Genomic DNA, 21,990 nt, shown 5'->3' on the forward strand with positions numbered 1-21,990 from the left:
GGCTGCAACGTGCCCAGAGACCCCTTCTCGCCTGACGTAACCCGTGTTGTGCCCGTTCTCCGGCCACCACATGAGTGCATATGACACGGTTGTTGGCCCGGGCCTGGACGAGGCGCGGCGCGGCCCGCGCCACCGAATGAGTGCATATGACACGATTGTTGGCCATTGGCTTGCCGCCAGCGAACCGGTCTGTTCGCCTTGCGTCTTTTGGTGAGAGTGCGGCTTTTATAGTGCTGAGCGGTACTTTTTCCCATAGCTCTCTAGCTGCGGCGCCTTGAGTTATCAACAAGTAGTGCTGCACGAGTTGCAGGTTTTACCGCAAAACCTGTTTGGTGTTTGTTCGATTTGCGTTTGCGCCAGACGGAGTTTCCGTCCTTTCTTTTCAAAGGCCCTTCCCCTGCGGGCGATGATGCCGCCAAGGACCGAGATGGCAGGAGGAGCCATGAGGAGAAGGACGAGGATCGCGCTTTCCGTGGCGTGCGGCGTGCTGGCCATGATGCTGGCGGCAACCTATGCAGATGCTGCCCAGCAGGAGGCAGAGGCGGCGCGTGCGGAGGCGCTGGAGCGCTATGGCGGCGAGGTGGCGAGCCTCGTCGTTGCCAAGAGGGGACTCACCGCCGGAGACGTGCTGTCGCAGTCCGACGTCGAGGTGCGCGAGTGGCTCGTGGACCTGGCCCCGGAGGGCGCCGTCTCAAACCTTGATGACATCGTGGGCATGCGCCTGACGTCTGCCGTTGCCGCCGGCTCCCCTCTGTGCGAGGTGGACTTCGCTGGGACGGAGGGCACGCTCGAGGTGCCCGAGGGCCGCGTTGCCGTGTCGGTGAAACTCACGGACAAGACTGGCGTCACGGCATCACTGGCACGTGGCTCCAGGCTTCTCGCCTACGAGGTGCGCGAGGGCGGCACGTCGCTCATCTCGGGCGACGCGAGCGTGGTGGGCTCTGCGTCTGGCGGAGCGGGCTCGTCCTCCCTCACGATCGCGGTGGCGCCCTCGGTGGTGGCGCGGGTGCTCGCGGCAAGCTCCGAGGGGACGCTGAGGCTGGCGGTTCCCGCGCAGGACGTCGATGAGGGCGAGCTCTCGGGCTCCGTGACGGAGGTGCCGGCGGAGACGGGGACAGAAGCCCAGGCGGCAACGGAGGCTGGGGCAGAGGCAGGCGGCGAGTCTGGGCCTGGCGCTCCTTCCGAGGCCGCGCAGCCGGCGGGGGATGCCGAGACGGGTGGAGGCGAGTAGCCGTGGCCGGTGGCTGGCTGGTGGTTGCCGAGCCATCTCGCGCCCCTGCGCTCGGCGCGGCCGTTGCCGGCATGGGAGACAGCGTGACCTCGGAGGGCAATCCCTGGCGGGCGCGCGAGCTGCTTGCCGGCGGCCTCGTGGGCAGCGGCGTTGTGGTGGCCGAGGGCGTAGCCGGACCGGATGCCGTGAACGTTGCGGCGGCGCTGGTGGCAGACGGCAATGCCGCAGAGGTGGTGCTGGCGGTGGGGCATGCCTCGGGGTCGCTGAGGTCGCGCGCCAAGCGCGCGGGCATCTCGAGGGTGGTGGAGTTTGGGGAACTTGCCGCACGGGGCGGCGTCGCGGGCGCGAAGGGTGGCCTCGGTGCTTCGTCGTTGGCCCCGGCGGCGGAAGGGCCTCGTAGGCACGCGGGTGCGAGCGCCGCGACGGACTGCACCGACGCGAACGGTGTGGCGGATGTGGCGGCAAGCCTTGGTGAGCGGGACGTTGTGTGCCAGCGTAAGTGTGCCGGGGCAGACCCGGGCATTCGGCGCCGTGAGGGCGTGCCGGTGCTGTGCCTCGTGTCCGGAAGGGGTGGCGTTGGCAAGACGTCCGTCTGCGCGCTCTGGGGACACCTTGCATCCGGCTGGGGCCTCAGAGTGGCTGCACTCGACCTGGACCTTGCCTTTGGCAACCTGCACGCGGTCTGTGGCGCCGACCGCCCTGGAGACCTCTCGCTCCTTGCGGGCGAGGGCGGCTGCGCGGCGGGGGCTATCGACTCCCTTGGCGTGGTGGCCTCGGAGCGCCTGACGGTATGGGGCCCGTGTGCCTCGCCGGAGCGCGCGGAGCTCGTGCAGCCGCTTGCCGAGCGCATCGCATGCCACCTCACTCAAGCCCATGACCTCGTGCTTATTGACACGACGACAAACTGGGGCGACGCCGTGGCGGCCGCCGCCCAGATGGCGGACCGCCTTGTGGTGGTATCCGACGGACGCCCCGGCGGCATGCCGGCCCTCGCGCGGTGCGGCAGCCTCGCCGTGCGCCTGGGCGTGGCACGCACCCGCATCGTGAGGCTGGTCAACGGCTGCGATGCCCGCGGTCGTGACGAGGCGAGGCTCATGAGGGCTGCGCAGGGCTTTGAGTTTGCGCGCGAGATACGGGTGCTCGACGGTGGTGGCGAGGCAACCGAGCTGCTGGCGTCTGGCCATGCGCCCGAGCTCGCGGCATCGGGGGACGGGTTTGCGGAGTCGCTTGCGACGGGCCTCGCCCAGCTGCTCAAGGAGCTGGGCAGGTTGCCTGACAACGAGGGCGCGCTCAAGGCGCTTGAGGGCAAGAGGCGCCAGCGTGGCTTTCTGGGAAGGCGGAGGGAGGTGACGTAAATGGGCCTGCTCGCGCGCGTCGAGGACGCGGGCATATCCGACGGGCTCGATGCCGAGCCGCATGCGTCGAGGGCGGAGCTGAGGTCGCGCCTGAAGCGTGGGCTGGTGGAGCGCGTGGGCCTCACCGAGGTGGCGTCCCTCGTCTCCGAGGGCGATGTCAGACGCGCCCGCGAGGAGCTTGGCGTGGCGCTGCGGGCGCAGGTCAACTCCGAGGGCTTCGAGGACGTGGCGGAGCAGGAGCGCGAGGAGCTTGTGCGTGAGGTGCTGGACGAGGTGGTTGGCCTCGGCCCCCTGCAGTCGCTTCTGGACGACGACTCCATCACGGAGGTCATGGTGAATGGGTGCGACTCGCTCTACTACGAGCGCGACGGCCGCGTGTGCCGCGCGGGTCGCGTGTTTGACTCGCCAGCGCAGATCATGCTCGCCATGGACCGGATCCTCGCCCCCTTGGGAAGGAGGCTCGATGACGCGAGCCCCATCGTGAACGCCCGTCTCAAGAACGGCTACCGCGTGAACGCGGTGATTCCGCCCGTTGCGGTCGATGGCCCCATGGTCACCATCCGCAAGTTCTCGGGTGCCGTAAGGTCGCTCGAGAGTCTCGTTGGGCTGGGCTCGGTGCCCGCGTGGTATGCGCAGCTTTTGCGCTGGGCCGTGCGGCTCAGGTGCGACATCGCGGTGGCGGGCGGCACGGGGTCTGGCAAGACGACCCTGCTCAACGCGCTTTCCCGAGAGATTCCCGCCGGCGAGCGCATCGTGACCATCGAGGACTCTGCCGAGCTCCGCTTCGACGAAGGCAAGCACGTCGTGCGGCTTGAGGCCCGTGACGCCTCCATCGAGGGCACGGGCGCGGTGACCATCCGCATGCTGGTGACCAATGCGCTGCGCATGCGCCCAGACCGCATCGTCGTGGGCGAAGTGCGCGGCGAAGAGTGCATCGACATGCTGCAGGCCATGAACACGGGACATGACGGGTCGCTGACCACGCTTCACGCGGGAACCGCCAAGGAGGCAATCTCGAGGCTCGTGCTCATGGCGCGGTTTGGGATGGACCTGCCCGCGCAGCTCATCGAGGAGCAGGTGGCCACGGCATTGGACCTCATCGTGATGTCGCGCCGTATGCCCGACGGCTCCCGCGCCATCACCTCGCTGAGCGGGGTGGGCAGGGCCGAGGACGGTTCGGTGGGACTCACGGAGCTCGTCTCGTTCGAGGTTGGCACCCGCTCGTGGCACCTGGAGCGAGAGCCCGCCTTCCTTGGCGTGGCGGTCAGAGACGGCATGCTGGACGCGGGGGAGGTGGCCGCATGGAGGCGTTCGTGCTCCTAGGGGCGGCGCTCGCGGCGTCATGCGCGGGATGGATTGCCCTGGGGTCCGGCCATGGCTCCGAGGCGCTTGCGAGCGCCCGCGTGGAGCTCACGAGGCGCCGGCTGCTGCGGGTGGCGTCGAGCTTCGGCTCGTCTGGCGCTCTCGAGCGCGCGGGTGGCGTGGGGTGGGTGCGGGAGGCCGTCTCGGTTGTGCTCGCCCGTCGGTCGGGCGCGCTCCGGGGGTTGGACGAGCCGGGGGCCAGGGCCGTGCTCGTCGTGCTGTGGCTGGGGCTCGTTGGGCTTGGCCTGCTTGCCTCGGGTCCCGCGGGCGGCGTGGTGCTTGGTGCGGCCGCGCTGGTTGCGGCGCCCGCCTGGGGCGCTTCGCGCGCCAAGGCGAGGGCAGACGGCATCGCGCGACAGGTGCCGGGCATGTTCCGCTCCCTGGCGGTGGCGCTCGGCTCCGGCCGAACGCTCGCCCAGGCCATCTCGTATGTGGCAACACGGGGTACGGGGGAGCTTGCGCGCGAGTTCGGACGCGCCTCGCTCATGGTGTCGTGCGGCGTCTCGGCCCAGGAGGCTTTGGGGGAGCTCGCGCAAAGGACGCGTGCGCCTGGCGTCGACCTCATGGTGTGCGCCCTCGTGGTGTCCCTGCGCACGGGCGCCCCCTTGCAGGGGCTCTTCCTGCGCTCGGCACGTCTCGCCGAGCGGAGGTTTGAGCTCGAGCGGGAGCTCATGGGCAAGACGGCACAGGTGAGACTCTCGGCCCGAATTGTGAGTGCCTTGCCCGTGGGGCTCGTTTGCGTGCTGGCCCTGCTCTCACCGGACTTTCGCGCTGGCCTCGCCACACCGGTGGGGACGGGGAGCGTCGTCGTGGCGGCGGTCCTCGACGCCTTGGCCCTGCTCGTGATCAGGAGGCTCATGAAGGGAGTGCTCTGATGTGGCGGCTGGTTGGCGTCGGCGTGGCCTCGGCGGCATGTGTCGGTCTGGCGACGGGCGCGGTCGCACGCGTCTCGGGCGCGCTTTGGGCCTCGGGGCGGATCGCGGGGCGGTGCCGCGCCCTTGGCATGCGCCTGGCCGCCCACGGGGCAGAGCTTTCCGCGGGCGTGCCGCCTCTGGTGGCGCTTCGTGCCGTACGGGAGCGTGCCGCCCGGACGGAACTCGCGGAATGCTGCGAGCGCCAGATGCCCGAGTTCCTCGACATCCTCGGTCTTGGGCTTTCGGCGGGGCTCTCGTTCGATGCCGCCTTGGAGCTGTACTGCGGCCGTAGGGACACCGAGCTCGGGCGTGTGCTCCGAGACGCCATGCGGTCGTGGCAGATGGGGCTCGAGGGACGGGGCGAGGCGCTCGAGTCGATGGCGGCCCGGGTCTGTTCGCCCTCGGTCAGCCGATTCTCCGGTGCGGTCTGCGAGGCGCTGGCCTTTGGCTCGCCGCTCGCGGACGCCCTTGAGCATCAGGCGGCGTCGCTCAGGGAGGAACAGCGCTCGGCAACCCAGCAGCGGGTGGAGGAGACGCCCGTGCGCATGCTCATCCCCCTGGGGACGCTCGTGGTGCCGGCGATGCTGCTGGCGATACTCGGCCCCTTGCTCTCGGGGGCGCTTTCGATGTAGGCGCGTTCAGGCGCGGGTGCGTCCGGTCGCGAGGAGGCGGCGGGCACGGCCCGACCAGAGGGAGGCTGGCGATGTTGGTATATGGCACGGCTAACGCTTGGCGGGCGCTGCCCGCCCGGAGGGAGGTCTTCATGAGAAAGCGGAGTGGGCGTGGAGCTGGCGGGGCGGGCGGCGGTGTGCGCCGGCGTCTTCGCGGGGCGATGTCCTCGCTCGGTCACGAGGAGTCCGGCCAGGGTACGACCGAGTACGCGATCCTCGTTGGCGTGCTCGTGGTGATCGCCATCATCGCGGTCATCGCGTTTCGCGGGAAGGTCCAAGAGCTATGGACGGCTATCAGCGATGGCATCAACTCGCTGTAGGCGCCCGGCGGCGGTGGCGCTCGCGTGCCTGGCGCTCGCGACTGCGCTTCTGGCGGCTCTGATATGCCGTGGCATGAGCGAGGGCGCCCGCTGGCCGGGAAGCTCGGACGCAGGGGGCGCATCTGTCGCCACAACGGCATCGGAGGCGGCTGGCGGCGACTCGGGTGACGTGCCGGGGACAACAGGCTGCGAGGCGCCCGACGAGATGCCGAGCACCTCCGCCGGCATCCTACTCGAGGGTGGGGCGCTGCCGGATGAGTTTGCCGACGCACCGGTCTCGAGGGAGGTCCGAGAGGTTTCCTCGGGCATCCAGGACGCGGCACGGGAGGTGCTCGAGAGCTATCGGGGCCGCGAGGGCGCCGTGCTGGTCCGCGCCGGGTGGCTCGACCTGCTCGGAGGGGCCTGGGGGTGCGTGGTCTCCGGCCCGGGGTGGGTCGAGGTGTGCCTCGTTGGGGAGTCTGGTCAGTCGTCGAGCTCCGTTGAAGTGCTGCACATGGAGGCTGGGGAATGGGATCGCGCGTATGGGGCCGGATGAGGAGCTTGGGCAGTCGACAGTCGAGTACGCCATCGTGCTCGCGGCCTTCCTCGCGGCCGTCATTGCGCTCGGGGCGATGTGGCGCATCGCCCACGAGGGCGGGTTTCAACGGCTTGGCGAAAAGGCCGCCTCGCACGTGGTCTCGGCCGATGGCATGCGTGACATCGTGCTGTTCTGAGGCGTGTGGCCAGGCGAGCGTCGAGGCGGCGGCGTGCCTGCCGGTCCTGATGCTCCTGCTGGCAATGCTCCTGCAGCCCGTCTTCGTGCTCTACACGAGGTCGGTGATGCAGCAGGCTGCGGCCGAGGGCGCCCGGGTGCTTGTGACCCGCGAGCCCGGCGGTGCAGCAGACGACGAGGCCTGCGAGGCGTACGTGCTGAGGAGGCTCGCCGCGGTACCGAACGTGGCCGCCTTCCACGTGGGCGGCTCGGACGGCTGGGACGTCACCGTCTCGGGCGACGCGGGTTCGGACGAGGTGTCCGTGGAGATTGAGGGCAGGTTGCGTCCGCTGCCACTTGTGGGGATCCTCGCCCGGCTGCTGGGCGAGGCGGACGGCGACGAGGTGGTCTTGCGGGTTGGCGTGAGCGAGCGGGCGAGGCCGGAATGGCTGGAAGGAGGCTATGGTGACTGGATCTTGGCGTGGGAGTAGGGGCGTGGAGCTCGGGGTTGGCACGTTCGTCGACGATGAGGGCGGCTACACCTCGATATCCGTCGCCCTATCCCTGCTCGTCTGCGTGGCGCTCACGCTTTCGCTTGCCTCCGTTGCCTGGACGCAGAACCGCTCGGCAGACGTTCAGGCCGTGTCGGACGCGACGGCCCTTGCGGGCTCCAACGTCGTGTCCTCGTACGTGACGGTGGCGACTGTTCTGGACGCCTGTGTGCTCACGCTTGGGCTTGCGGGCATGGTCGCGATGGGCGCGGGGCTCGTGGCCTCGGCGGTACCGGGCCTCTCTGCGGTTGGCGCCTCAACCATCGATGCCGGAACCAAGATCCTCGACGCCCGGCAAACATTCGCAACCTCCGCCGCAGAGGGGCTCCAGGCGGTCGAGGCAACCCTGCCCATGGCCATCGTGGCCCGCTCGGCCGCCCAGGCCCAGGCAAACAACACGGAGTCCGTCTCCTACCACGGTTGTGCCATACCGTTTCCCAGCGTGTCCGAGACGGATTTCTCCGCCCTAGACTCGGACGTGAGCGCGGACGGGCTGGTGGAGGTCTCCGACGAGCTCCAAGGAGAATCCGACCGCGTGAAAGAGGCCGAGGACAAGGTGGACGCCGCCAAGCTCGAGGGCTGGCTGGCGGACTGTGGCGGGGAGCCGAGAAGCATGCGCGAGCGGGCGAGCGTCCTTGCCGGGCTCGAGGCTGGTCTGAACCCCCATTACGCAACGCCCGACGACTGGACGTTTGGTGTGGCGCTGCTGAGGGCGCGGGCTTATTACGCGCGGCGCGTTTCCACGGAGGCACCGTCCGGGCAGGGCATCGACGCCGTGACCGACTCTCTGTGCCGAGCGACCTTCTATCAATACGCGCTGGGGGAGGTCCGTGCTGGCCACTACGAGGAACATGCGGACGGCAGCGTGAGCATCTCGCTCCCAGAGCTGCCCAAGAACACCTCGGAGATGCGGGGGACCAGGCTCTACACGGACGTTCGCTGGCCGTGCAGCCAGGAGGATGCGGGCAGGACTCTGCATTCGAGCCTGTCCTGTCCCGGGGCCACGGGGGCGTCGGCGGGCAAGGCGTCTCTGGCCGAGCTGGATGCCGGCGGGGCACTCGAGTGCACCGTTTGCTCGATGGGTGCGGCAGACCTGGGAAAGGTGGCGGCGGCATCCACGAGCATCGACAACGGATTCGAGCACCACTGGCGTCGCGTTGTCGAGGCCTCGAGGCGCTACCAGCAGGCAGCCGACGAGCTCGTCGAGGCAAGACGCGCCCTGAGGGAGACCTCCGAGCAGGCTTCCGACCTTTTCGACCGGGCCCTCGAGCAGCTTGCCGTGCCAAGGCCTCGACTCAAGCCCGCGGGTGCGCTCGGGTGCGTGGCGGTTGTGGGAAGGGGTTCGGGCGTCTCAAGCCCGGGCGATCTTGCCGGCTCCCTCATAGATTCCTCCGAGCTGCCAGCGGGGGCTGCGGCCTCTGCCGCAACCCTGGCGCCAGATGCCAACGCGGAGGGAAACGACATGCTCACGCGCCTGTTTGAGGCGGTGGCCGATGACATCGGCTCCGGGTCTGCCGGTGTGTTGGGAACGGTAGGCGAGCTCTGGGGCAAGCTGCTCGTGGGCTACGGCGCCGCTGTCGACGGTCTCTCATCTGCCGCCGACGACCTCGTGTCCTCCGTGGAGGGTGTCCCGGGAGGATCAGTGGCAGCGTGGCTGAGGGACCGCATCGCGGAGACGGTGCGCGCCGTGGGCCTCGAGCCCGCCGACCTCAGGTTGCGCAAGCCCGTGCTCACCAACACCCAGAATGTGCTCGACGCCGCTGGTTACGGCGAGGTGTCGAGCGCTCGTGAGCTCGTGGCGCGGTTGCCAGACACGGATGACCCCGCGGCGCTTGCCCGTGCCTTGGGCCGGCAGGTCGTCAACGAGCTTGGTGGCGGCGTCTTCACGATTGCCGAGCTCGAGGTGCCGGGGACCGGCGTGAGGATTCCCCTCACCCTTGATGCCGGGGCGTTGCTGGGGGCGATGGGCTCATGAGGGGCCTGCTTGGCGAGGCGGCGCGCGAGCGCTCTGGCCAGATGGCGGTTGAGATCGCGGTTCTTGTGCCAGTCATCGTCGTGGTGTCGCTCATCGCACTCAACATCGCCAAATTCGTCGAGCTCTGTGCTCGGTTCGACAGGGTCTCCGTGGATGCGGTGCTGGTTCAGGGCGTATCGCCTGCGGGGAAGCCCGGGGGGCTTGGCGGCGTGGAGACGGTGAGGGATGCGCTCGAGGATGCCATGGGAGGGGCGCAGTGCGAGGTGGGGGTGCGCGTCGAGCTGGTGTCGGGCGAGGGCGGCGGCCTCACGTTCGACCTCTCGGCGGGGACCGTCCGCTACGTGTGCGAGCTCTCCTACAGGCCCTGGCCGGCCTCGGTGGAGGTTGCCGGTGTTGGGTATCGGCTACCGGCGCTGTTGCGCCATGAGCGCGCGTTCGTTGTCGATCGCTATAGGGCGGGAGTGGTCACATGAGTCTGCTGACAAAGCGGGGAGAGCGTGCCGAATGGGCCTTCGTCAGCTTCCTGACGTATGACAGGCGCAGGCGCGTCACCATGCGATTCCGGGTGCTTCGCGGATGGGCCGAGCGGCTCTTTGGGCTGCTCGGCACCCATCGCGGTGACGGACGGGCGGCTCCCGTTGCGCTCGTGCCGTGCGACTCGGTCCACACGTTTGGCATGCGCTACCGCATCGACGTTGCGCTTGTCGCCGCCGATGGGCGGGTGCTGAGGTCGCTCAGGCGCGTGCCGCCCGGAAGGCTCGTGAGGGCCGTCGGGGCGGAGTTTGCCCTGGAGCGGCCGAGTGAGTCAGGCCCTTGGCCTCGGGTTGGCTCCCTCGTGGAGATGGACGGGCCTCGTTGCGTTCGCAGCAGGCGGGAGGAGCGAGATGAGCACTGAGGTGACGTCGCGCGGCCGCGGCGAGGGCGAGGCTGTTCCTCAAGCCCGTAAGGGCCAAGGGGCGAGCGGCGCTGGCCCGCGGACCTGTTTGGGGCCTGGTGCAGACGGCGCTGGCCCGCGGACATATCCGGGTCAAAGGGCGGGCGGCGATGGCCTGCGGACCTGCCCGAGGTGCGGTGCCAAGCTCTTTGCCGATATGAATGTCTGTTACGGGTGTCTGTATGACTTTGGGAAGGAAGGGAGACCCATCTGCTGACAGGGGCGCCCATTCGCCATCACATGTGGTACCTGCTCATTGAGGACACCTGCTATTACGTCTCGTGGCTCTCCCTGGCTCCCGAGGGCAACCAGCCGGAGTGCATGGCGTTCGAGTGCGACGAACGGGGTCAGGTGGATGACTGGGAGGAGCTGGCGGTGAGCTACTCCCCTGATCCCGAGGTCGCCCTCTCCGAGATTCTCGACCAGCTGCTCGTTGGGGAGGCGGCCTAAGAGGTGGATAGGGGCGGGAAAGCCGTGAGAAATGGATGAGCCCCGGGCGTCGCGGACAGTGTGGTCGTCGAGTGGGAGTGCGAGCGATGCGGGCGGCGTGGGTGGTGATGCCACCAAGTAAGAGCGCCAGTTCCAACGGGGCATTCATGGCTGATTTGCTCGGCTGTTTGTGGCAGTCTCTGGCTCGATCTCGGTGGCTCTGGCGCCCTCAGAAAAAGTTTTTAAAAATCTCGCTTGCTTCGTCGACGACGTTTGTTATAGTTAACGAGCTCGCTTGAAGCAACTAACGGCTGGGTAGCTCAGTTGGTAGAGCAGGGGACTGAAAATCCCCGTGTCAGGGGTTCGATTCCCTTCCCAGCCACCAGCGAATTTACAGGTCGGAGGCCGTATGCCTCCGACTTTTTTTGTATGAGTGTGGGATCGCACGGCCTCAGCATCGTATGAGCTCGGAGCCGCATCCCCGCAACATCACATGAGTTCGGGGTCTCATTCCCACAACAGCCCAAAGCACCGGGTGACGCATGGCCCGGCTCCGTCCACAAATGCGGCGGTTGCAGTCCCGGGGCGATTCAGGGCACGACTCCGTCCGCGAACGCAGGCGATTGCGTTCCCGGAGCAGCGCGGATCCGGTTCTGTCCGCGAACGCAGGCGGTTGCAATCACGGGGCAGGACGGATCCGGTTTTGTCCACGAATGCGGGCGATTGCGTTCCCGGGGCAAAGCGACCCCCGGTTTTGTCCACGAACACGGGTGATTGCGTTCTCGGGGTGGCTGGAATTTGTTCAGTGGCGGGTTCGGAAGCAGGAGCGGAAAGCCAGGCGAGAAGGTGGTGCCAGGTTTTCTTTGACCGCAGGCTTTCTACCTCGGTCTTCTTCATGCGCAGCGACCGAGGGAGACTTGCGCTTCTGGGAGGCTTATCTCCGTCTACCGTTTCATAGCGCCGCATTCTCGCAAGCGCCCCGATTCCCGGACATAGAGGGTGCCTGCGACGCCCTTCCTCCGCAATCACCCCGATTCCTGGACAACGGGGGCGCCTGCGGCTCCTTGCCCCGCAGTCGGGAGGATCAGGGGCCGGCGAAGGTAATCCTGGCGGGGGCACCCACGACGCCCCTCCTCCGCAATCGCCCTGATTCCTGGACAACGGGGGCGTCCGCGGCGCCCCTCCGCAACCTCGGCGATTCGTTGCCAGAGCCTCATAGCGCCTCGCCTCCCCATGCCGCTCGCCGAATGGACCTCGCCTCCCCATGCCGCTCGCCGAATGGGCCTCGCCTCCCCATACCGCTCACCGAACATGACGCGAAACGTTTTGCAGGCGAGTCTACACTGAACAACTGTTTTGTCACTTCAGATGAATCTGCAATGTCGCGAATCGCTCAGGGCTTGCGCAGCGCCGCGACGGGCGACCTACGACGCCCCAGGCCTCGGGGCTTGCATGGTGCCGGGATTGGCATCCTGCGATGCCCCGCGCTTCGGGGCTTGCACGGCGACGGGATAGGCATCCCGCGGCGTCTCAAGCTCCGGGCCCTGCGTGGCATCGAGCCGGGCGCCTTGCGACGTCGCGAGCCCTCGAGGTTTGAGCGCCGTCGGGCTCGCGCTCTAGGCGCCTGCGCCCCGGCTTTCCGACATCGTGCGGGGGAGAGGAACCAGCATGTCCAAGATCTTCAACAGTCCCAGTAAGTACGTCCAGGGTCCCGATGAGCTTGCGAAGCTCGCCAGTTACGTCGAGCCGCTTGGCGCCAAGGCCCTCGTTATCGTCTCTCCGTCGGGCCATCGCCGGGTCGCCGCGAAGATTGACGGGAGCTTCGAGGGCAGTGCCGCCACGCACCTCTACGAAGACTTCAATGGCGAGTGCTCGGAAAACGAGGTCAACCGCCTCGTTGCGCTCGCCAAGGAGAACGGCTGCGATGTCATCGTCGGCGTTGGCGGCGGCAAGACGCTCGACACCGCTAAGGCCACGGCCTACTTCCTAGGCTCGCCCGTCGTGATCTGCCCCACCATCGCCTCGAGCGACGCCCCGTGCAGCGCGCTCTCCGTGCTCTACACCGACGACGGCCAGTTCGATCGTTACCTCTTCCTTCCGGCCAACCCCAACGTCGTGCTCATGGACACCACCGTCATCGCCGCTAGCCCGGTGCGCCTCACGGTCTCCGGCATGGGCGACGCCCTCGCCACCTACTTCGAGGCCCAGGCAACCCACGACGCCGATGGCGACACCTGTGCCGGCGGCAAGGGCGGCCTGGCGGCGCTCGCCCTCGCCAAGCTCTGCTACGACACCCTCATGGCCGATGGCGTGAAGGCCAAGGTTGCCCTCGAGGCGGGCGCCCTCATCCCCGCCGTCGAGCACGTGATCGAGGCAAACACCTTGCTCTCTGGCATCGGCTTCGAGAGCTCCGGCCTCGCCGCCGCCCACGCCATCCACAATGGCCTCACGCTCCTGCCTGAGTGCCACGCCTACTACCATGGCGAGAAGGTCGCCTTTGGTACCCTCGCGCAGCTCGTGCTCTCCAATGCCACTACCGAGAAGCTCGAGGAAGTTCTCGGCTTCTGCATCGAGATTGGTCTGCCGGTGACGCTGGGCGAGCTTGGCGTGGAGGAGGTCACGCGTGAGAAGGTCATGAAGGTGGCCGAGGCCGCGTGCGCGCCGGGTGACACGATGGGCAACATGCCCTTCGCCGTCACCCCCGAGATGGTGGCCGACGCCATCCTTGGTGCTGACGCCTTGGGTCACTACTACCTCGACTAACGCGGTGTCAACGCGAGAAGCCTACACTCGCGGTCATGAAATGAGGCGGATGTCGGAGCTTTCGGCATCCGCCTTTCTTTGTTCGCGCAATTGCCGTAGCCCTAGACTGCGAGTCTAGGTGCGCCTCGAACCAGGGGATGCATGTATGTTTGTCCCGAACGGGCGGCTTGGAGTCTTGCTTGTCCGCTTCTCTTGTTGTTGGTTTGGTGCGGAATGGTTTTCGAGGACGAATTGGCTTGCGGCGTGATGCTCCGTGCGACGAGGACGAATCGGCTTGTGGAGCGGTGCCTGGCGCAAAATGCAGCGGAGGACGTGGAAAGGATCGCGCGAAGTGCATTGACCACGCGCGCTGCCGGGGCGCGCATTTGCCATGGCAGACCTTCTGGGGTTCCAGAAACGCTTTGATTTGAGCGCTGGAGGTGTCTCCATAGTTCTTGTCAAGAGGAACTCGCCTGGGCGGCTGCGTGGGATCGGCATGCTTCGCCCTCCCGCAGGGGCGGGCGATCTTCTCGGCCCTTGTCCAAGCCCCTATGCCGAGGGCCGCCCCTCGTACGGCCCTCGGGTCCCCCATTATCGAGTAGATGACCTTGATCCTCTTCCTGGCCACGGCCTTGAGCGCCTTGTCGTGCCTCATGCCGCGGGCGCGGCAGTCCTCGTAGTAGCGCCCGAAGCGGTTCCCGGTGCCCACGAGGCTGTTGCGGGAGAACATCAGGAGGTTCTTGAACGACTTGCTGCCGCCCCGGCCGGGCCTGGTCGAGTCCAGGCCCGTCCCGGGCTGGCTGCTCGCCGGCGCCGCCCCGCAGCAGCTTGCGAGCTCGTCGCGGCTGCGGAACAGCGATATGTCCACGCAGGTCATGAGCGCTGCCGCGGTCTTGGGGCCGATGCCGGGCACGGTCAGCAGACACCGGTACGCCTCGACGCCGGCCAGCGCCCCGGCGGCCGTGGCCTCGGCGAGAGCCATGTCCTCCGAGCACCTGACGACCTGGGCCGCGAGTATCCTGCCCAGCGGGCGCTTGGCGTCCAGCTCCGCCCTCTGGGGTGCCGCGGAGCGGGCGTGCGGAAGCGCCTTTTCCCGGAGCAGGCCATCCCGAAGGGGCTATCCAGCTCGGCCAGCGCGGCGAGCTGCCACGCGCGCGACAGGTCCACCGCGGCCTCGAAGGCCGGGCCGAGCCCGAGCAGCACGGCGCGCAGGCGGTTCTTCGCCTGGGTCCGCTGCCTGAGCGCGAACTCGCGCTGTGAGGCCAGCATCCTGAGCGACGCCGTCGCCTCGTACTCCTCCGCGACGGGCCTGAGCGCCCACGGCATCTCCGCCGCGGTGAGTGCTATGACCTGCGCGTCTATCCCGTCGGTCTTGGCGACGTCGGGGGACATGTCCCCGGCCCCCTTCATCGCGAGGCCCGGGAAGTAGGCCACCTCCATGCCGGCGGCCCGCGCCCTCGCCGCGGCCAGCGCGCCGATGTTGCGCCTCTGGCCCACGACGACGAGCGCGCCCGCGTCGGCCCTGGCCGGGACCCGGTCGATGTCGCCCGCCCTGTTCTCGACGGCGACGTCGGACAGGACCTCTCCCGAGGCCCTCGCAGCGTGGGCCCGGCGCGACGCCTTGCCGACATCTGTCCCGAGGTGGACGCGACCTTTCCCGTCCATGTGGCATCCTCCCCGCGGTCGGCCGGCCAGGCCGTCCCGCGATCCCGGCGCCCACATCACGGGGTCGTGGCGAACCCCGCCCGGCACGTCTCCATCTGCCGTCCGCCGCGGGCCCTCCGCCACCGGTGGCAATGCCCTCCCCGGGCCTTAGGAAGAGGCAGGGGCGAAGGGCCATCCGGCGGCGGCTGGCCGACAACCCCTCAGGGTCAACGGAATAGTACCGGGGACCCGGTTTGGGGCAATGCGAACTGTAATGGGTTATGCGGGGGGGGGCTGATGACAGAGCGGCGGTCGATGCATTTCGCTTGATTCTTCCCAGCCGATGCCCGCAGATTTGCGGAGACGTGGACAATCCCACATACGGTGGCGGCGTGCGGGCCGCGGGTGACCTCGATGCGGATCTGTGCCCGCGCGAGTAATCCCCAAAGCCCTCAATGCCCAACAAACAAACGGCCGGGGCACCCAAGCTGTGCTAGGGCGCCCCGGCCGCAAGAGCCGTCCCGCCACCTCGGCGGTTAACGAATCCTTATTCGGGTTGCTGCAGCTCCTCGAGCCTCCTCATGGCAGCGAATATCATGCCTGCCGTCACCGGGTACGGTACGTGCTTGAGCTCCTGGTTTTCCTCGGCTGCCTTGAGCGCATCCGAGAAGTCGTCCTCGAGCGTAAGGTCGAGGTCGACGAGCTTCGTGGGCAGGCCCATCTTGTGATAGAAGGGCTTGAGCAGCTCGAGCTCGTCGAGCTGCCCGTCCATGACGAGCTGTACGAGCACGCCGTAGGAGACGATCTCGCCGTGCAGGTGGTTATGCTCGACCTTGGGGATCGTCGTGAGCCCGTAGAACAGGGCGTGTGCGAGGGCACTGTTGTAGTCGACGCCCACAAGGCCGCTCACGATGCCCGTGGTGACCACAACGTTCAGTGCCGCGCGCTCGAACTCGGGCGTGGCCTTGCCGGCCTTGTTGGCCTCGAGTGCCTGCACACCCACGGCGAGCGCCTCGTCCTTGCACATCTCGGCCACGTGCTTGCCGAGCGTCACCTCGTAGCTGAGCGCATCTCCGCGCATCGAGAACTTGGACTCGTAGTACTTCGCCGGCGTGTCGCCCAAGCCCGCCCACAGGAACTGGGAAGGGGCCTCGGCACAGACCTGCGTGTCGATGAAGGTGTGCACCGGGGGACAGGGGAGCTGGACGATCTTGCGAAAGCTGTCGTCCTCGTTGTACATGATCGAGATCTTGGAGACCGGCGAGCAGTTCGAGGCGATGGTAGGTAGCGCAAAGACCGGCTTGCTGAGCTCGAACGCAAGGTCCTTAACGGTATCGGTGCACTTGCCACCGCCTACGGCGATGATCGCGTCGGCCTTTTGCACGTTCTCGTCGGCCTTGAGCCGCTCGACGTTCTCGAAGGTGGCTTGGTGCCCGTAGACCAGGTACGTAAGCGGCGTCACCGACGATCCATCGAGTGCCGCGTCTAGGCGCTTTCGTGACTTCTCAAGCGCTGTCTTGCCGCCGATGACGGCCACCGTCGCCATCCCGAGCACGTTAGGGATGTCCCGATAGGCATCTGGGCCAATGGTATAGCTGGGCAGGTTCTGAGAGTGAAAGATGCTCACGAGGCGCTCCTTTTCTGGGCTCCGCCAAATCAACAGCGCACTATAAGCAATATATTTCTGAACTGCGAGTATATAATCGGCAAAGAGTGTTCACGGATAAATACAGGTCACTCAGCCTAAAACGCAATCAGTTCTACGAATTACAGAAATATATTTTAAGCCGTCAAGTGGAGGAGACCATGAGGGCTGCCTCCGCAAGACGCGGAAGGTCCGCAAGGCGAGACCATGTCGGGCGCAAGGTTGAAGCCGGATGCGCGGCAACGCCGGACGCACGGGCAAGGTTGGACGGCGCGGCTCCGTGGTCCTTCCAAGGGATTCGGTCAGAGGTGGGGCGGCACGGCTGCCTCCAGGGTGGGGCGGCGGCGCCCCAAAGCGAAAGGAACACGCATCATGGCACACGATCTGTTCGACATCTCGGGCAAGAAGGCCATCGTCACTGGCGGCACGCGTGGCCTGGGCCATGGCATGGCGGAGGGTCTGCTCGAGGCAGGCGTCGAGGTCACCATCTTCGGCACGAGCGAGAGTGTCGGCAAGGTAGCCGCGGATTTCACGGAGAGGGGCTACAAGGCCCTCGGCATCCAGGTCGACATCGGTGACCGCGAGGCCTGCAAGAAGGCCTTCGACAAGGCCGTCGAAATCATGGGTGGCCTGGACGTCCTCGTGAACTGCGCCGGCGTCCAGGCACGTCACCCAAGCGAGGAGTTCCCGATGGAGGACTGGGACTTCGTGCTGAACGTGAACCTCAACGCGGTGTTCCAGCTCTGTCAGCTTGCCGGCAACGTCTTCCTCAGGCAGGGCGGTGGCAAGATCATCAACGTCGCCTCGATGCTGAGCTTCTTCGGCGGCCTCACGGTTCCTGCCTATGCTGCCTCCAAGGGCGGAGTTGCCCAGCTCACCAAGGCACTCTCCAACGAGTGGGCCGGCAAGGGCATCAACGTCAACGCCGTGGCCCCGGGCTACATGGACACCGACATGAATGTCGCGCTCACCAACCCGGAGAACCCGCGCTTCAAGACCATCATCGACCGCATTCCGGCGCATCGCTGGGGCACCGGTGACGACATGAAGGGCGTCACGGTCTTCCTGGCATCCGGGGCGTCCGACTACCTCGACGGTGCGGTCATCCCCGTCGACGGCGGCTACCTCGTGATGTAGGGAGGGCCGTACGTTCGGGCGGTTCACGCGGAGTGCCGCGCGAACCGCCCTGTGCCGAAGGTGCCCGCAGTGCGGGCCTCGTACGCAAGGGAGGTGCGGCCCTTCTCAGAAAGGCCACGCTTATGAAGTGCAGTATCTCATCCTGGCCATGGAACGGTCCTACTGCTGTTTCTCGTCCTCATCTATTCCTACTCGGTGGTGATGGCCCCGCTCAAGGCGCAGTTTGGCTGGTCGGTCTCGGGCATGACGCTCATCTCCGCCCTGTCTATGATCGCCTTCACGGGTGGCAACGTGCTTGCGGGCAAGCTACTGCGCAATCACGACGTGCAGTTCGTCTTTCTCGTGGCAATCGCGTTTCTGTTTGCGGACTTCGTGGGCTCCTCGTTTGCGAGTGGCTCCCCGAGCCTGATGCTCATCTACCTCACGTACGGCATTGTCGCGAGCGTGGGCATCGGCCTCGTCTACAACGTCATCGTGCCTGCCATTACCTCCTGGTTCCCCGACAAGACGGGGCTTGCGCAGGGCGTCTGCCTCATGGGCTGCGGATTTGGCGGCTTCCTCCTCGGCCCAGTAATCACGAACGTGTACGCGCAACTTGGTAGCCGGCAGGAGGTCTTCGTGGGTGTGGGCATCATCTTCTCGATGCTCGTGCCGATCGGCGCCTTCGCGATTCGCGTTCCGAGCGCCTCCGAGGCCGAACAGCTTCCCGCCGTCGTGGCGAGTGCCGGCGGTAGCTCGAACGTCCCCGACATCCAGACGCGTGAGGCCACCTCTGCCGAGGCGCGGCGCGACCCCGTCTTCTGGATGCTCTACCTGTTCCTGTTCCTGCTCGGGGGATTGGCATGGGGCTCACGGGCATTGGCAAGGAGTTCCCGATCTCCCTTGGCGCCGACGCGGTGACCGCGGCGTTCGCCATCGGTTTCGTGAACATCGGCTCGGGCATAGGCCATCTGGCGGGTGGCGCCATCCTCGACAAGCTCGGTCGCGCAAAGACGATGTTCATCATTGCGGCCCTGTTCTCTGTGGGCGTGTGCGTCATGGCGCTTTCCGTGGTGACGCGCAGCATCCCCGTGCAGATCGCTGGCTGCCTGGTGTGTGGCATCTCCTGATGCTGGACAATCATCACCATGCCGTTTGTGACCCGCAAGGCGTGGGGTCAGAAGAACTTCGCCGAGAACCTCGCCATCGTGAACGGCTACGGCACCTTCGCCGTCGTGGTGGGCTCGTGGGGTGCCGGCCTGCTTGCCGATGCGCTCGGCTCGTTCATGCCGGTCCTGGCCATCATGGGCTGCATGGCAATCGCCGCCTTCGGTGTGGTGCTGATGATGAACCGGCATGTCGCAGCGGCTGCGCAAGACACGGCCGGAGCGGCACCGCATGCGGCGTAAGCTATGCTCGAGACGGGGCGGTGACGCATCTGTCCCGCATGGGTCTTTCGTAGAGACGCGCATTCACACAAGGAGGATCAACCATGGCAAGCACCGATCCCTACAGCACCATCACGGCGCCAGGCGAGGACGTGAGCACGTTCGGAATCGCCCTGCGCAAGCTCGACTCCGGCTGGCTCATCTTGTTCCGCGAGCAGAGCCACCGCGGTCGCTGCATCGTGTCGTCCGACAAGGCGGTCGACGACATCTCCGACCTCACCCCGGAGGAGTCCGCGGCCTTCATGGCCGACGTCCGTCGCGTGGCCAAGGCGATGCACCTGGCGTTCAATCCCGACAAGCTCAACTTCGGCGCCTACGGCGACAAGATGCACCACCTGCACTTCCACCTGGTGCCCAAGTACGCGAGCGACCCCTACGAGTTCGGCGGCGTGTTCGCGATGAACCCCGGCCGCACCGAGCTGACGGATGCCGAGTACAAGCAGGTCGGAGACGAGCTGCTCGCGGCGCTCGACAAGGTGGAGGAGTAGGCGGGCTTTTCGGTTTGCATGCTTGGGGCGGGGCGTCCGGCGGATGTGCCGGGCGCCCCGTTTTTCATTGCCCAAGCGATTGCCCTACAGGTAGTTGGCACCGCACGTAAAAGAGCTCTCCCAATGGCACAGGGCGATACGAGGGGGCCGGCGAGGTCTCAGGGTCTGATGCGTCTAAAAGCTCTCACATGCTCGCTGGACTCTCCCGGCTTAGTTATCCCAGGCGCTACGCTTGTCGGAAATACTCCGGGTACGAACCGCGCAGCCGGTCGTAAAAGCGCTTGTAGCCATCGAGGTGCGAGGATACGAGTGCCGCGATTTCCTCGATAGAGGCACCGCCGTGCTCCAGGATGTCCATCATGCGCTCGTGCTCCTCGGTGCGCAGACGGTCGTAGCCAAAGAGCAGGCCGATGTAGCGCATGCGGTCGAACTGGCCCAGAATCTGGCGCAGGGAGCGCCAAACGAGTTCCTTGCCCGCCGCGACGTACATGAACTTGTGGAATTCGTCGTCGATAAGGATGACTTCCTCTGGGTCAGGCGCGGACATGCCCACGAGCTGCCGCTGGCGGTCCATGTTGCGCTCGAGAATGACACATTGGGCACTCGAGAGGTTGCCCTGCAGCTCGTTCATGAGCAGCGGCTCCACGGCTCCGCGGATATAGCGTCCCTGCTCGTGAATGCTCATGTCGATGAGCGAGACGTAGGTGGCCCGCTTGGGTGCGATCGAGACGAGGTTGCGCGCCACGAGGAGGTTGACGGCCTCGTGGACGGGCGTGCGCGAGACGCCGAGGCGGGAGGCCACGTCGGGCTCGTTGATGACCGAACCGGGTGGCATGTAGAGCATGAGAATGTTGGTGGCGAGCACGCGGGAGGCATAGGGCGTGGCCTTCTCGCCGGGGCGATGCTCCAGCACGCGCATGCAGCGCGCCGCGTCCACGCCCGTGTACTCCACATCGGCCATGCGTAAAGCCCCTTTTCAGCCCGTTCGTTCCGCTGTCTGCGCTCCCATAGTATCAATCGCGAGCGTTGCGGTGGGCTTATGCTGCGCTGATTGTATCGGCGGCAGAAAGAGGCTCGTGAGGAGCGGTACGCTTGTACCATCCGGCCGTTGCCTGCCGCCTGCAGATTCCAAGCCCGACCGGCTGCGGATTTGTGGGGAGCCCGCCCGATGCGGGCTGGTAGGGTGGCGAAAAGAGGATGCACGGAGCGGGGTGGAAACCATGTGGGAGACGAGTGAGAAAGATGGGCGGCGTGTGTCCATCGACGAGCGCCGCGCGATGATAGCCGAGGAGGTCAACCGGCGTTCCTCCATCCAGGTGTCGGATATCTGCGAGCGCTTTGTCGTCTCGGAGGTCACGGCTCGAAACGACCTTGACAAGCTCGAACGCGCCGGCAAGCTCCGGCGAACCCATGGTGGCGCCGTCTCCATCACGCGAACCATCACGGTTTCCTATCCCGACCAGCGCATGAACCTCAACGTCGAGGCAAAGCGTGCGGTTGCGAGGGTGGCCGCAGACCTCGTGACGAACGGCGACTCCCTGTTGGTCGATACGGGCACCACTACCCTCGAGTTCGTGAGGAGCCTCTACGAGAAGCGCTCCATCACCATCGTGACGAGTGACCTGTCTATCGCCACGTTCGCAGATTCGAACCTGCCCCATGCCGAGGTGCTGCTCTTGGGAGGCGTACTTCGTAAGAACCACCGCTATATCACTGGCTCCATCACTGCGGATATTCTCTCGCGAATCCATGTGGACAAGGCCTTCCTCGCGTGCGACTCGTTTCATCCGGATTGCGGGTTCACCACCGAGTTCACGGGCAACGCTGAGGTCAAGCGTCTCATGCTCAAGCAGTCCCATGAGCATTTCATGCTCATGGACGCATCGAAGGTCCGGCGACCAAGCTTCATCGAGTTCGCTCGGCCCGATGATCTCATGGCAATCATTACCGAGGCTGACCCCCAGGGGGCGATAGCGGGGGCCATAGAGAAATCGGGGGCTCGCTGTGCCTTGTTGCTTGCCAACGAGGGGCGAATCGCTGAAGACGAGGCACGGGCTGTCGAGCGCTCCGTCGACGAGAGGACCGATGGCGAGGCGATCGGCAGACAGACGACACGACACGTGCAGTAGCTTCCTCCGCGATACACGTGACCATATCGTTTTCTGGGGCGCTTGCCCGCTGCGTGCGGGCAGGCGCCCCATTTTTCCGCAGATGAACTAAAAACGGAATAAAACGAAATTACAAGCTGCACAATAATAGAAACAAATCTTCGCAAATGCTGAAAACGAAAGATTCCGTAAGGCGTAAATGTCTTCGTGTTTACCCAGATGGACATATCAAACAAACCATCTACCTGCAAAAACATAGAATTCTAGAAGCGAAGAAAGACAAACAAGACCATCTCAATAATAGAGAACTACCGCTTGCGAACGAAACTCTACCGTTCGGGGGCGGGGGGGGTGCCACGGGCTTTT

24 protein-coding genes and 1 tRNA gene are annotated in these 21,990 nt (G+C 66.3%); 21 read left to right on the plus strand and 4 right to left on the minus strand.

What is annotated here, in order from left to right:
* The first annotated feature begins 442 nt into the window (after nt 1-442).
* From EFAMC2_RS05180 to EFAMC2_RS05250, 15 genes are all read left to right on the plus strand, one after another.
* Nucleotides 443-1,231, plus strand: a complete 789-nt coding sequence (locus tag EFAMC2_RS05180) for an SAF domain-containing protein (RefSeq protein ID WP_187325162.1) — start codon at nt 443-445, stop codon at nt 1,229-1,231.
* A 2-nt stretch (nt 1,232-1,233) separates the two neighbouring features.
* A complete protein-coding gene (locus EFAMC2_RS05185; protein WP_154027786.1) occupies nt 1,234-2,586 on the plus strand; it encodes a hypothetical protein in 1,353 nt (450 codons plus the stop codon).
* Complete coding sequence (locus EFAMC2_RS05190) at nt 2,587-3,909, plus strand: CpaF family protein (RefSeq protein ID WP_154027788.1); 1,323 nt, start codon at nt 2,587-2,589, stop codon at nt 3,907-3,909.
* Nucleotides 3,888-4,823 (plus strand): type II secretion system F family protein, encoded by a 936-nt coding sequence (locus tag EFAMC2_RS05195; RefSeq protein WP_154027790.1) that lies wholly within the window; start codon nt 3,888-3,890, stop codon nt 4,821-4,823. Before EFAMC2_RS05190 ends, EFAMC2_RS05195 begins: the two co-directional genes overlap by 22 nt.
* A complete protein-coding gene (locus tag EFAMC2_RS05200) occupies nt 4,823-5,494 on the plus strand; it encodes a type II secretion system F family protein (RefSeq protein WP_154027791.1) in 672 nt (223 codons plus the stop codon). The genes EFAMC2_RS05195 and EFAMC2_RS05200 overlap by 1 nt, the downstream gene beginning before the upstream one ends.
* Before the next feature lie 200 nt (nt 5,495-5,694).
* Entirely contained in the window at nt 5,695-5,853 is a 159-nt protein-coding gene (locus tag EFAMC2_RS05205; protein ID WP_410054798.1) for a Flp family type IVb pilin, read from the plus strand.
* Nucleotides 5,834-6,388 carry a hypothetical protein gene (locus EFAMC2_RS05210; RefSeq protein WP_154027793.1) on the plus strand — a complete coding sequence of 185 codons (555 nt, stop codon included), beginning with the start codon at nt 5,834-5,836 and terminating at the stop codon, nt 6,386-6,388. The genes EFAMC2_RS05205 and EFAMC2_RS05210 overlap by 20 nt, the downstream gene beginning before the upstream one ends.
* Entirely contained in the window at nt 6,375-6,566 is a 192-nt protein-coding gene (locus tag EFAMC2_RS05215) for a hypothetical protein (protein WP_154027794.1), read from the plus strand. Before EFAMC2_RS05210 ends, EFAMC2_RS05215 begins: the two co-directional genes overlap by 14 nt.
* Entirely contained in the window at nt 6,538-7,035 is a 498-nt protein-coding gene (locus EFAMC2_RS05220; protein WP_154027795.1) for a TadE/TadG family type IV pilus assembly protein, read from the plus strand. Before EFAMC2_RS05215 ends, EFAMC2_RS05220 begins: the two co-directional genes overlap by 29 nt.
* Before the next feature lie 4 nt (nt 7,036-7,039).
* Nucleotides 7,040-9,070: a hypothetical protein gene (locus EFAMC2_RS05225; RefSeq protein WP_154027796.1), complete on the plus strand. Its 2,031-nt coding sequence runs from the start codon at nt 7,040-7,042 to the stop codon at nt 9,068-9,070.
* On the plus strand, nt 9,067-9,543 hold the full coding sequence (locus tag EFAMC2_RS05230) for a hypothetical protein (RefSeq protein WP_154027797.1): 477 nt from the start codon (nt 9,067-9,069) through the stop codon (nt 9,541-9,543). The genes EFAMC2_RS05225 and EFAMC2_RS05230 overlap by 4 nt, the downstream gene beginning before the upstream one ends.
* A complete protein-coding gene (locus EFAMC2_RS05235) occupies nt 9,540-9,965 on the plus strand; it encodes a hypothetical protein (protein WP_154027798.1) in 426 nt (141 codons plus the stop codon). Before EFAMC2_RS05230 ends, EFAMC2_RS05235 begins: the two co-directional genes overlap by 4 nt.
* Nucleotides 9,966-10,244: 279 nt before the next feature.
* The gene (locus tag EFAMC2_RS05240; protein WP_154027800.1) at nt 10,245-10,454 is read left to right on the plus strand and encodes a hypothetical protein; all 210 of its coding nucleotides are present in this window, start codon (nt 10,245-10,247) and stop codon (nt 10,452-10,454) included.
* Between the two features lie 288 nt (nt 10,455-10,742).
* Nucleotides 10,743-10,818, plus strand: a tRNA-Phe gene (locus EFAMC2_RS05245).
* 1,283 nt (nt 10,819-12,101) lie between these two features.
* A complete protein-coding gene (locus EFAMC2_RS05250) occupies nt 12,102-13,196 on the plus strand; it encodes a glycerol dehydrogenase (RefSeq protein WP_154027801.1) in 1,095 nt (364 codons plus the stop codon).
* Between the two features lie 7 nt (nt 13,197-13,203).
* On the opposite strand, the gene EFAMC2_RS10535 is transcribed toward EFAMC2_RS05250, so the two are convergent.
* The 3 genes from EFAMC2_RS10535 to EFAMC2_RS05265 all read right to left on the minus strand — a co-directional run bounded on the left by EFAMC2_RS10535 (nt 13,204) and on the right by EFAMC2_RS05265 (nt 16,446).
* Nucleotides 13,204-14,157: a transposase gene (locus tag EFAMC2_RS10535; RefSeq protein WP_154027802.1), complete on the minus strand. Its 954-nt coding sequence runs from the start codon at nt 14,155-14,157 to the stop codon at nt 13,204-13,206.
* Entirely contained in the window at nt 14,091-14,840 is a 750-nt protein-coding gene (locus tag EFAMC2_RS05260) for an IS110 family transposase (RefSeq protein ID WP_187325163.1), read from the minus strand. Before EFAMC2_RS05260 ends, EFAMC2_RS10535 begins: the two co-directional genes overlap by 67 nt.
* A 526-nt stretch (nt 14,841-15,366) precedes the next feature.
* Nucleotides 15,367-16,446, minus strand: a complete 1,080-nt coding sequence (locus EFAMC2_RS05265) for an iron-containing alcohol dehydrogenase family protein (RefSeq protein ID WP_154027804.1) — start codon at nt 16,444-16,446, stop codon at nt 15,367-15,369.
* Between the two features lie 390 nt (nt 16,447-16,836).
* Here EFAMC2_RS05265 and EFAMC2_RS05270 point away from each other — a divergent pair, with 390 nt between their 5' ends.
* The 5 genes from EFAMC2_RS05270 (at nt 16,837) to EFAMC2_RS05290 (ending at nt 19,516) form a co-directional block, all read left to right on the plus strand.
* Nucleotides 16,837-17,601: an SDR family NAD(P)-dependent oxidoreductase gene (locus tag EFAMC2_RS05270; protein ID WP_154027805.1), complete on the plus strand. Its 765-nt coding sequence runs from the start codon at nt 16,837-16,839 to the stop codon at nt 17,599-17,601.
* A 201-nt stretch (nt 17,602-17,802) separates the two neighbouring features.
* On the plus strand, nt 17,803-18,501 hold the full coding sequence (locus tag EFAMC2_RS05275; protein ID WP_154027806.1) for an MFS transporter: 699 nt from the start codon (nt 17,803-17,805) through the stop codon (nt 18,499-18,501).
* Nucleotides 18,444-18,710, plus strand: coding sequence for an MFS transporter (locus EFAMC2_RS05280; protein ID WP_154027807.1), 267 nt, complete (start codon nt 18,444-18,446; stop codon nt 18,708-18,710). The genes EFAMC2_RS05275 and EFAMC2_RS05280 overlap by 58 nt, the downstream gene beginning before the upstream one ends.
* 18 nt (nt 18,711-18,728) lie before the next feature.
* Nucleotides 18,729-18,989 carry a hypothetical protein gene (locus EFAMC2_RS05285; protein WP_154027808.1) on the plus strand — a complete coding sequence of 87 codons (261 nt, stop codon included), beginning with the start codon at nt 18,729-18,731 and terminating at the stop codon, nt 18,987-18,989.
* 83 nt (nt 18,990-19,072) lie between these two features.
* Nucleotides 19,073-19,516 (plus strand): HIT family protein, encoded by a 444-nt coding sequence (locus EFAMC2_RS05290; RefSeq protein ID WP_154027809.1) that lies wholly within the window; start codon nt 19,073-19,075, stop codon nt 19,514-19,516.
* A gap of 226 nt (nt 19,517-19,742) precedes the next feature.
* Here EFAMC2_RS05290 and EFAMC2_RS05295 read toward each other — a convergent pair whose 3' ends face one another.
* Complete coding sequence (locus EFAMC2_RS05295; protein ID WP_154027810.1) at nt 19,743-20,477, minus strand: GntR family transcriptional regulator; 735 nt, start codon at nt 20,475-20,477, stop codon at nt 19,743-19,745.
* Between the two features lie 259 nt (nt 20,478-20,736).
* On the opposite strand from EFAMC2_RS05295, the gene EFAMC2_RS05300 reads away from it, so the two are divergent.
* Entirely contained in the window at nt 20,737-21,645 is a 909-nt protein-coding gene (locus EFAMC2_RS05300; RefSeq protein ID WP_154027811.1) for a DeoR/GlpR family DNA-binding transcription regulator, read from the plus strand.
* Nucleotides 21,646-21,990: the final 345 nt, after the last annotated feature.

The sequence above is a fragment of the Olsenella uli genome (assembly GCF_901212655.1).
Classification (GTDB): domain Bacteria; phylum Actinomycetota; class Coriobacteriia; order Coriobacteriales; family Atopobiaceae; genus Parolsenella; species Parolsenella uli_A.